11 protein-coding genes are annotated in these 9,990 nt (G+C 71.8%); 10 read left to right on the top strand and 1 reads right to left on the bottom strand.

Annotated elements, in window-relative coordinates; translation table 11 throughout:
- The first annotated feature begins 178 nt into the window (after window positions 1-178).
- From CCR97_RS31650 to CCR97_RS10725, 10 genes are all read left to right on the top strand, one after another.
- On the top strand, window positions 179-1,435 hold the full coding sequence (locus CCR97_RS31650; RefSeq protein WP_338049069.1) for a carboxylate-amine ligase: 1,257 nt from the start codon (window positions 179-181) through the stop codon (window positions 1,433-1,435).
- A gap of 190 nt (window positions 1,436-1,625) precedes the next feature.
- The gene (locus tag CCR97_RS10765) at window positions 1,626-2,726 is read left to right on the top strand and encodes a YeiH family protein (protein WP_338049068.1); all 1,101 of its coding nucleotides are present in this window, start codon (window positions 1,626-1,628) and stop codon (window positions 2,724-2,726) included.
- Window positions 2,727-2,759: 33 nt separating this feature from the next.
- Window positions 2,760-3,218 (top strand): cupin domain-containing protein, encoded by a 459-nt coding sequence (locus CCR97_RS10760; protein WP_111359514.1) that lies wholly within the window; start codon window positions 2,760-2,762, stop codon window positions 3,216-3,218.
- 283 nt (window positions 3,219-3,501) lie between these two features.
- Window positions 3,502-4,674: an ABC transporter substrate-binding protein gene (locus CCR97_RS10755; RefSeq protein WP_201159487.1), complete on the top strand. Its 1,173-nt coding sequence runs from the start codon at window positions 3,502-3,504 to the stop codon at window positions 4,672-4,674.
- 260 nt (window positions 4,675-4,934) lie between these two features.
- On the top strand, window positions 4,935-5,264 hold the full coding sequence (locus CCR97_RS10750) for a metal-sulfur cluster assembly factor (protein ID WP_111359674.1): 330 nt from the start codon (window positions 4,935-4,937) through the stop codon (window positions 5,262-5,264).
- 277 nt (window positions 5,265-5,541) lie between these two features.
- Complete coding sequence (locus CCR97_RS10745; RefSeq protein ID WP_111359675.1) at window positions 5,542-6,702, top strand: acyl-CoA dehydrogenase family protein; 1,161 nt, start codon at window positions 5,542-5,544, stop codon at window positions 6,700-6,702.
- A 112-nt stretch (window positions 6,703-6,814) separates the two neighbouring features.
- Window positions 6,815-7,084, top strand: coding sequence for a DUF3551 domain-containing protein (locus tag CCR97_RS10740; RefSeq protein WP_111359676.1), 270 nt, complete (start codon window positions 6,815-6,817; stop codon window positions 7,082-7,084).
- Between the two features lie 139 nt (window positions 7,085-7,223).
- Window positions 7,224-7,508 (top strand): DUF3551 domain-containing protein, encoded by a 285-nt coding sequence (locus CCR97_RS10735; protein ID WP_111359677.1) that lies wholly within the window; start codon window positions 7,224-7,226, stop codon window positions 7,506-7,508.
- A 138-nt stretch (window positions 7,509-7,646) separates the two neighbouring features.
- Window positions 7,647-7,934, top strand: coding sequence for a DUF3551 domain-containing protein (locus CCR97_RS10730; RefSeq protein WP_146618905.1), 288 nt, complete (start codon window positions 7,647-7,649; stop codon window positions 7,932-7,934).
- Between the two features lie 34 nt (window positions 7,935-7,968).
- The gene (locus CCR97_RS10725) at window positions 7,969-8,784 is read left to right on the top strand and encodes an alpha/beta hydrolase (protein ID WP_201159486.1); all 816 of its coding nucleotides are present in this window, start codon (window positions 7,969-7,971) and stop codon (window positions 8,782-8,784) included.
- A gap of 135 nt (window positions 8,785-8,919) precedes the next feature.
- Here CCR97_RS10725 and CCR97_RS10720 read toward each other — a convergent pair whose 3' ends face one another.
- Entirely contained in the window at window positions 8,920-9,852 is a 933-nt protein-coding gene (locus CCR97_RS10720) for a tetratricopeptide repeat protein (RefSeq protein ID WP_201159485.1), read from the bottom strand.
- Window positions 9,853-9,990: the final 138 nt, after the last annotated feature.

Genomic DNA, 9,990 nt, shown 5'->3' with positions numbered 1-9,990 from the left:
GTTGATCCGGGCTCCCAGGGCTCGAAGGGTCACGCATCGCGTCGCCCTGTCTGCGAACCGAGCCGCGGCGCGCCACCTCAAGGCACCTTCGACACCCGATCCGAGACGTCGCCGGCATCCGATCGGCACGGCGCGATCATCCGAGCAACCTGCAGGAACCGACATGCGGAACACCCGAGTGGTCTCATCCCCCGCCAGGACGTCGACCTCGGCCCGTACGAAGCCGGCGGGCGAGGTCGGCGGCCGCCGCGCCTTCACGATCGGGCTCGAGGAGGAGTTCTTCCTGGTCGGCGCCCGCACGCTCGCGGTGCCGCGCCGCGTCGATCCCGCCGTCTTCCGCCGCGCCGAGGCGGTGACGCGAGGGCGCGCCAAGCCCGAGTTCCTGCAGGCCCAGATCGAGATCGTCTCCGGGGTGCACGACACCCTGCGCGGCGCCCGGGCCGAGATGGCGGAGCTGCGCGAGGCGGTGGCGGATACCGCCGACGCGCACGGGCTCGCCGTGCTGGCCGCCGGCACCCATCCGGGCGCCGACTGGCGCCGCGTCCGCCAGACCGAGGCGCAGCGCTACGACCGGGTGATGGACCAGCTCCAGATGATCGGCCGCCGCGATCTCCTGTGCGGCCTGCACGTCCATGTCGAGCTGCCCGATCCGGCCCGCCGGGTCGAGATCATGCGCCGCATGGTGCCCTACCTGCCGCTGCTCCTGGCGCTGTCGACCTCGTCGCCGTTCTGGGCCGGGCTGCCGACCGGGCTGAAGGGGTACCGCCTCGCCGCCTATGCGGAGCTGCCGCGCACCGGCCTGCCGCCGGCGTTCCGCAGCGAGGCCGAGTACCGCACCTATGTCGACGCGATGGCCCGCGCCGGGGCGATCCCGGACGCCAGCTATCTGTGGTGGGCGATCCGCCCGTCCGCGTCGCTCCCGACGCTGGAGCTGCGCGCGCCCGACTGCTGCACCCGGCTCGACGACGCCATCGCGGTCGCGGCGCTCTACCGGGTGCTGGCCCGCCATCTCTATCGCACCCGCCCGGCGGCCGACGACATGCCGGCCGTGACCCATGCGCTCGCGCAGGAGAACCAGTGGCGGGCGCAGCGCTCCGGCGTCCAGGCGAGCTTCGTCACCCGCGACGGGCCGGAGCCGGTCGCGGCCGTGCTGGAACGCCTGCTGCGCCAGGCGGCCGACGACATCGACGCGCTCGACTGCGCCGCCGAGGTCGCGCACTGCCGCACCATCGTCGCCGAGGGCACCTCGGCGGATGCCCAGCTCGCCGTCTACGAGCAGCACGTCGCGGGCGGCCATCGGGCGGCACTGCGCGCCGTGCTGCAGTGGCTGCGCGACGAGACGATCGCGACGCGGGCCGATCCGGAGCCGCGCACGATCGCCGGCCCGCCGCTGCTGCCGAGCCACGACCCGGAGGCCGATCGGGACAGCCTCTGAGGTCGCCGACCGGCGCCCGCGGCCGCAGCCTGCGGTCCCTCGGCCCTCCGCGGAGGGCCGAAGGGCGTTGTTGCGCGACGGGCGGCTTGCGACCATTCTCGCGATCCCGCACACGGGGATCGCGACCGTGGCGAGCCTCCCCGGCTCGGGTGTCGCGATCACCGCGCCACCCCCGGAGCACGAGGCCTCCGTGACGTCCGCCGATCCCTCCGACGCCGTGAAGGGCGTGCCGGCCGCCGAGCCCGCGCCGGCGCAGCCGGCCTCGGCCGCTCCCGTGGTCGCCGTCCTGCGCCGCTACGCGCCCGGCCTGGCGTTCGCCGCTGCGGTAGCGCTCGCCGCGCTCGCCGCCGAGCCGCTGGTCGGCCGGGCGCTGCCGATCCCCGCCATGGTGATCGCGCTGCTGATCGGCGTCGCCTTCAATCGCGTCGCCGCGCGGCCGCTGTTCGAGCCGGGGCTGACCTACAGCGTGAAAAAGCTCCTGCGCATCGCCATCGCGCTGCTCGGCACCCGCATCGCGCTCGGCGACATTGTCGCGCTCGGCCTGCCCGTCGCCTTGCTGATCGTCGCCGGCATGGCGGCGACGATCGTGTCCGGCGTCTGGTTCGCCCGTCTGCTCGACCTCGACCGCCGCTACGGCGCGCTCGCCGGCGCCTCGACGGCCGTGTGCGGCGCCTCGGCGGCGCTCGCCACCGCAACGGTGGTTCCGAACTATCCCAGCAAGGCGGCCGACGTCGCCTTCACGGTGATCGCCGCCAACGCCTTCTCGACCCTGGTGATGATCCTCTATCCGCCGCTCTGCGCGCTGCTCGGCCTCGACGCCCAGGCGACCGGCATCATGCTGGGCGGCACCGTGCACGACATGGCCCAGGTGGTCGGCGCCGGCTACGCCGTCTCCGAGCCGGTCGGCAACACGGCCGTGATCGTGAAGCTATTCCGCATCTTCCTGCTGCTGCCCGTGGTGCTGATCGTCGGCTGGTGGCTGCTGCCGCGCGACGGCGCGCAGGTTCACGCCAAGGTGCCGGTGCCGGTGTTCGCGCTGGTGTTCCTCGCGCTGTGCCTCGTCAACAGCGTCGTGCCGGCCGTGCCCGGTGCCGCCGCGCTCTATGCGCCCGTGAAGACGGCGTTCCACGTCGCCTCGACGGCCGGCCTGCTGATCGCCATCTCGGCGCTCGGCCTGCAGACCTCGCCGGCCGCGATCCTGCGCATCGGCTGGCGGCACGTCGCCGTGTTCGTCGGCGCCACGCTGGTGATTCTCGCCGTGGTGACGGGCGGACTGATCGTCCTGCACTGACGGCGACCCGATTCCGGGAGACGGAGGGAGCCCATGCCCAAGATCGACATCGACGCCGTTCCGCTCGACACCGGCATCGGCTATCCGGCGCAGTTCCGCGGGCCGGTCGAAGGCCGCGTCCGCCAACGGCTCGGGCGGGCCGCCGGGCTCACCCGGTTCGGTGTCAACCTGTGCCGCCTGGCCCCCGGCGTCGCCTCGTCGCTGCGGCACTGGCACACCGACGAGGACGAGCTCGTCTACGTGCTGGAGGGCGAAGTGGTGCTGGTCGAGGACACCGGCGAGACGGTGCTGAAGGCCGGCGAGGCCGCCGCCTGGCAGGCCGGCAGCGGCCTCGGCCACTGCCTGGTCAACCGCTCCGACCGCGACGCCGTGGTGCTGGAGATCGGCAACCGGGCCGCGACCGACACGGTCGACTATCCCGGGCTCGACCTCAAGATCGAGCGCACCGCGAGCACCGGCCGCTACGTGCACCGTAACGGCGAGCCGTACTGAGCGACATGCGCCGGCCGTGCCCTGGACAAGGCGCGTCGGGCCGCAGGGCCCGGTGCGCCGCAGAGCCGGGGCCCAGGGGCGGCACGACAGGCATCTCGGCAAGAGCTTCGTCTGATCGCCCTGGGTCCCGGTTCGCGGCGCGTCGCCGCGCCCGGGACACGAGGTCCCGGTCCGCCGCTTGCGCGCGCCCGCGGCAGTGGGCAAGATCGGTTCCCCGACAAAACAAAGAAACGTTCGGGACGGAAACGCCAGTCGCACCACGACGCCCGGGAGGAGCCCCCGCATGCGTGTCTCTCGTCGATTCCTCTCGGCCGCCATCGTCTCGACTGGCCTCGCGCTCGGTCTCGCCGCCGTCGCGGCGCCGGCCCGCGCCGACGTGAAGATCGGGGCGGTCCTCTCGACGACCGGGCTCGCCGAATATCTCGGCGCGCCGGAGAAGCGGACCCTGGAGCTGTGGGTCGACGCGATCAACGCGGCCGGCGGCGTCGGCGGCGAGAAGCTGAACCTGATCGTGCACGACGACGGCGGCGACCCGGAGACGGCCCGCAAGCTCACCGAGCGCCTCGTCGGGCAGGACAAGGTGGCGGCCGTCATCGGCGGCACCACCACGGCGACGACGCTCGCCATGATCCCGGTGGTCGAGGCCGCGCAGGTGCCGTTCGTGTCGCTCGCCGGCGCCGTCCAGATCGTCGAGCCGGTGCGCAAATGGGTGTTCAAGACCCCGCACACCGACCGCATGGCCTGCGAGAAGATTTTTGCGGACCTCAAGCGCCGTAAGCTGACCACCATCGCGATCGTCTCCGGCACCGACGCCTTCGGCCGCTCGATGCGCGAGCAGTGCGTCAAGGCGGCGCCCAGCGCCGGCATCACGGTCGCGCACGAGGAGATCTACGGCCCGGCCGACACCGACGTCTCGGCCCAGATGGCGGCGCTCAAGCGCAAGCCCGGCCTGCAGGCCGTCGTGGTGGCCGGCCACGGCCAGGGGCCGGCGATCGTCACCCGGGCCTACCGCCAGGCCGGGCTGACCCTGCCGCTCTACCAGAGCCACGGCGTCGCCTCGAAGCAGTTCATCGCGCTCGCCGGCCCGGCCGCCGAGGGCGTCCGGCTGCCGGCCGCGCCGCTCCTGGTCGCCGACAAGCTCGCCGACGGCGACCCGCAGAAGGCCGTGCTGCAGGAGTACGCGAAGACCTGGCAGCAGAAGACCGGGCAGCCGGTGTCGGCCTTCGGCGGCCACGCCTATGACGGGCTGATGCTGGTGGTCGATGCGGCCAAGCGGGCCGGCGGCTTCGACCCGGCGAAGCTGCGCGACGCCCTCGAGGCGACGCGCGGCCATGTCGGCACCGGCGGCATCGTCACCATGTCGCCGACCGACCACACCGGCCTCGACCTCTCGGCCCTGCGCATGCTGGAGATCCGCAAGGGCGACTGGGTGCTGCTCTCCGAGCAGGGCTCCTGAGCGCAGAGCTCCCGAAGCTCGTCAAAAGCCTGGACCGAAACGAGAATTGCTCCAAACGGGGCGGACTTTGACCTAGGACAAAGCCGCTCGGGGGAGGCCCCGCCCAATCTTCGCGCAGGGACCGGCGCCGTGTCGGTCCCGCGGCTCTGCGACTCGTGACGCGACACCTGTCGACGTCAAAGGCGCAGCCGCCCATCCCGATACGACCCGAAAGCGACCGGCGCGTCCGGCCCGGGCGATCGGCACCCGCGAGGACGTCCATGCTCGATCACGACATCATCAGCGCCCTCAAGCAGGTGCTCGATCCCGAGATGGGCATCTCGATCGTCGATCTCGGCCTCGTCTACCGGGCCGACTGGACCGCCGAAGGCATCGTCGTCGACATGACCACGACGGCGCCCACCTGCCCGTTCGGCGAGGTGATGGCGCGGGCCGCCAAGGCGGCGCTCCGGCGCACCTTCACCGAGACGCCGAGCGTCCAGGTCCGGCTGCTCTGGGATCCGCCCTGGAGCCCGGAGCGGATGACCGAGGAAGGCCGCTTCGCGCTCGGCTGGGAGTTCGGCGAGCCGTTCTCCGACACGCGGCACTGACGCATTTCGACTGTCGACGCGGCGCCCGCGCGGCGCCCGGCGCGGCGTCTCCCGGTCCCCCGGGAGGCGCCGCGATCACGTTTGTGTACAAATGATCGCACCCCCCGTCGAACCGGTTGCTCTCGCCGGTCCCGGGATGATTGACTGCGTTCACACGCCGGCGGCGTGCTCCAGCTGATCGACCGACGACGACCCGCGCGGGGCGGTGCCCCCGCGACCGGGCTGGAGCCGCCGCGCCGACGAGCTCGCGTCCCTGTCACCCGAACACGGAACTCCGATGCATTTCGATCTGACCGACGAGCAGCGCATGGTCCAGGAGACGGCGCGGCGCTTCGCCCTCGAGGACATCGCGCCGACCCTGGTGGAGGAGGAGAAGGCGCACGCCTTCAAGACCGATCGCGTCGCCCGCATGGGCGCGCTCGGCTTCTTCGGCTGCGCGCTCGCCGAGGAGCTCGGCGGCACCGGGATGGGCTTTCTCGAGTCGGTGCTGATGGCCGAGCAGATCGCCAAGATCTCGGCCTCGTGGCGGCTGCCCTTCAACATGCAGAATCTCGGCCCGGCCCTGACGGTGGCGAAGTTCGGCACGCCCGAGCAGAAGAGCAAGTACATCCCGGGCTGGGTCGCCGGCACGCAGCTCGGCTTCTTCGCCATCACCGAGCCGAACACCGGCTCGGACGTCGCCTCGATGAAGACGCATGCGATCGACAAGGGCGACCACTTCGAGGTCCACGGCAGCAAGATGTGGATCTCGCAGGCGCATGTCGGCGACGCCGGCCTCCTCTACGCCTATACGGACCGTTCGGCAGGCAACAAGGGCCTCACCGCCTTCCTGATCGAGCCGAAGACCTGGGCCGGCGTCTCGGCGCGGGCGATCGAGACCAAGCTCGGCCTGCACTGCGCGCCGACCGGCGAGTTCGTCTTCGACGGCATGAAGGTGCCGAAGGAGAACGTGCTCGGTAAGCCGGGCGACGGCTTCCGCATCTGCATGTGGCAGCTCAACCAGACGCGGATCGGCTGCGCGGCGGGCGCGCTCGGCGTCGCCGGCGGCTGCCTCGACCTCGCGGTCGACTACGCCAACGGCCGCACCCAGTTCGGCAAGCCGATCTCGCAGCATCAGATGGTGCAGGCCCAGATCGCCGATATGGCGGCCGAGCACGCGGCGGCGCAGCTCCTCGTCTACCGGGCCGCCTGGCTGAAGGATCAGGGCAAGCCGAGCCAGTACGAGACCTCGGTCGCCAAGCTGTTCGCCTCCGAGGCGGCCGTGCACGCCGCCAACGAGTGCATGAAGGTGTTCGGCTCGTTCGGCTTCTCCACCGAGTACCCGGCCGAGCGCTTCTATCGCGATGCGAAGTCGCTGCAGGTGGTCGAGGGCACCTCGAACATCCAACGCATGATCATCGCCGGCATGGCCTGCGGCTTCACGCCCAACCGGGAGTGACCGCTTTTCCGACGCGCGCGCCTCCGAACCAAACGCGCCGCCGCGGCTTCTAACAGGACACAACCGCGGCGGGCGCGGGCGACGAGCCCTCCCGCCGCCCGAGGAGTGTCCGATGCGCGCGATCCTTCTGTCGCTGGCGGCTCTCGGCGCCGCCGTCGCCTTCGTTCCGTCGCCCGCGAGCGCCCAGACCGGGCCGATCTATCCCTGGTGCGCCCAGTACGGTGGCCGCAGCGGCGCCACCAACTGCTATTTCGCCAATCTCTGGCAGTGCCAGCAGGCGATCAGCGGCAACGGCGGCTGGTGTTACCGCAACCCGTTCTCGGCCCAGGCCTCCGAGCCGCGCGACCGCCGGCGCACGCGTCAGGACTATCGCCCGTACTGACGCCGCGACCACGGTCGTTCGCCGGTCGCCGAGACGCGCCTTCGAGGCGCGGTACGCACGCAGTCTTGATCGTGGCGCGTCCCGCCGCCGTCGGCGCCGTGCTAGCGTCGATGTCCTCGAATCCGTGCTGGAGGTCGCAATGCGTGCGCTACTCGTGACGGCGGGACTCGCGGCGGTGATGGTCGTCGCGGCCGTGCCCGCGAGCCGGGCCCAGGTGCCGTCCTCGGTCGGCCCGATCTATCCCTGGTGCGCCGACTATGGCGGTCGCGGTGGCGGCGGCACCAACTGCTACTTCTCCAATCTCGGGCAATGCCAGCAGGCGATCAGCGGCAACGGCGGCTGGTGCTACCGCAACCCGTTCTCGGCCCAGGCCTCCGAGCCGCGTGACCGCCGGCGCAGCGGTCAGAACTACCGCCAATACTGAGGCCGGGACACGCCGCCCTCGGCCTGCGCCGACCGACGGCCATGGGCCGCGTCGGCACGCGGTCGTGAACATCGCGCGTGCTGCGGGCGGTGTCACCATGCTAGCGTGGCCATTCTCGAATCTGCGTTGGAGGTCGCGATGCGCGCGTTTCTCGTGACGGCCGGGCTCGCCGCCGCAATGGTGGTCGCCGGCGCGGCCGCGAGCCAGGCCCAGGTGCCGTCCCCGGCCGGGCCGATCTATCCCTGGTGCGCCCAGTACGGCGGCGCGTGGGGCGGCGGCACCAACTGCTACTTCGCCAATCTGTGGCAGTGCCAGCAGGCGATCAGCGGCAATGGCGGCTTCTGCTACGAGAACCCGTTCTCGTGGGGCCTCAATACGGCGCCGCCGCCGCGCAAGAGCCGCAAGAGCCGCAACCCGGCCGGCTGATCCGGCCGGTGCGGTGGACGACGCGGCGGGCGGCATGATCTCCTTGCTGGTGCGGCTCGCCCTGGGCGCCGCTCTCGTCTATGCCGGCCTGGTGCTGGTGCTGTTCCTCGCCCAGCGCACCCTGATGTACCCGGCCGAGACGCGCCGCACCGCGCCGGCCGCGGCCGGGCTGCCGCAGGCCGAGGAGATCACGCTCGCGACCGCCGACGGCGAGCGGATCGTCGCCTGGCACGTCCCGCCGCGTGGCGAAAAGCCCGTCATCCTTTATCTGCACGGCAATGGCGGCGCCTTGCGCCACCGGGCACCACGCTTTTCCGCGCTGGCTGGCGACGGCTTCGGCCTGCTGGCGGTGTCGTTCCGCGGCTATGGCGGGTCGACCGGCGCGCCGAGCGAGGCCGGGCTGATCGCCGACGCCGCGGCCGCCCACGCCGTCGCGGCGGAGCGCTACGGCGCCGGCCGCATCGTCGTGTTCGGCGAATCGCTCGGCACCGGCGTCGCCGTGGCGCTGGCCGCGACCCGGCCGGTCGGGCGGCTGATCCTGCAGGCGCCCTACACGTCGACGGCCGACGTCGCCCGCATCGCCTATCCGTTCGCGCCGATCGGGCTGTTGATGAAGGACCAGTTCCGCTCGGATCTGCGGGCGCCGGATGTCACGGCACCGGTCCTGATCCTGCACGGGACGCAGGACTCGGTGATCCCGATCGCCTTCGGCGAGGCGCTGTTCGCCGCCTTCCGCAGCGACAAGCGCCTCGTCCGCCTGCAAGGCGGCGATCACGAGGATCTCGACGATTTCGGCGCGCTCGACGCGGTGCGGGATTTTCTCGCCGGGGCGCGACCGGCCGCGGAGTGATGCTCCACCGTCATTCCGGGGCGCGCGGAACGCGCGAACCCGGACTCCAGCGGCACGCTCCCGGCTCCTGGCTGGATTCCGGGTTCGGGCCTTCGGCCCGCCCCGGAACGATCGCGAGCCAGTCTGGGCGTATTATCAGTTGAACGTCGTGTAGGTTCGGCCCGGCTCGCCGCCGACGCGGCGAAAGCCGTCGGCGGCCGCCTGGTAGCCCTGGCGCAGGGCGAGGGCGCGGGCGTAGGAGCCGGCCGCCTTCTCCTTGTCGTTCATGCGCTCGTAGGCGAGGCCGCGGCTGGTCCAGGCCTGGACGTTCTCGGGCTCGAGCTCGACCGCGTCGTCGAGGTCGCCGGCGGCGGCCTTGAGGTCGCCGACCGCCAGATAGGTGAGGCCGCGGGCGATGAACGGCTCGGCCTGCTGCTGCGACAGACCGATGGCCGTCGAGAAGTCGTCGATGGCGAACTGGTACTGGCGCTGGCTCTGATAGAGGAGCCCGCGATTGTAGTAGGCCTGGGCGTTGTCGGGCCGGATCTGGACCGCCTTGTTGAAGTCCTGCAGGGCGCGCAGCAGCTCGCCCTTGTCGCGATACGCCATGCCGCGGCCCACATAGGCGACCGCATAGGCCGGGTCGATCTGCAGGGCGCGGTCGTAGTCGGCGAGCGCCTGGTCGAGCTTGCCGGTCTGGCGATAGGCGAGCCCGCGGTTGGCGTAGGCCTGGGCGTAGTTCGGGTCGATCTGGATCGCCTTGTCGAAATCGGCGAGCGCGTCCTGGTAGCGCCCCGACTGGCCGAGCACCGAGCCGCGCATGTTGTAGGCCTGCGGATCGTTCGGGTTCTTCGACAGCACCGCGGTGAGCGACGCGAGATTCGCGGGCGAGGCCGCCGAGGTCGCGTCGTCGACCATCGTGGTCGGCATGTTCATGATCGTCGAGCAGCCGCCGAGCGCCAGCGCGCCGGCCGTTAGGCCGGCCAGAAGCGTCTTCGAGATCAAAGATTTGGCGAGGAGGCTGCGGGACCCGGGACCGGCGCTGCGACGGCGGTTGGACCAGCCGAGACTTTCGCTACCGGAACCCATGGTCTTCCTCGTGACGCGCATCGACAGGGTCGCGGTACGGTGCGGCCCAGCCCTGGGTCACGGACAATCGCGGCGATCTTGCGGCGACGCCGGCCGTCTGCGCGAAACGCGGGGCTGCGCTGCCGCCCCGCCACGCAA

It is taken from the genome of Rhodoplanes elegans (genome assembly GCF_016653355.1).
GTDB classification, from domain to species: Bacteria; Pseudomonadota; Alphaproteobacteria; order Rhizobiales; family Xanthobacteraceae; genus Rhodoplanes; species Rhodoplanes elegans.
This window is presented reverse-complemented; position numbering and strand designations above follow the sequence as displayed.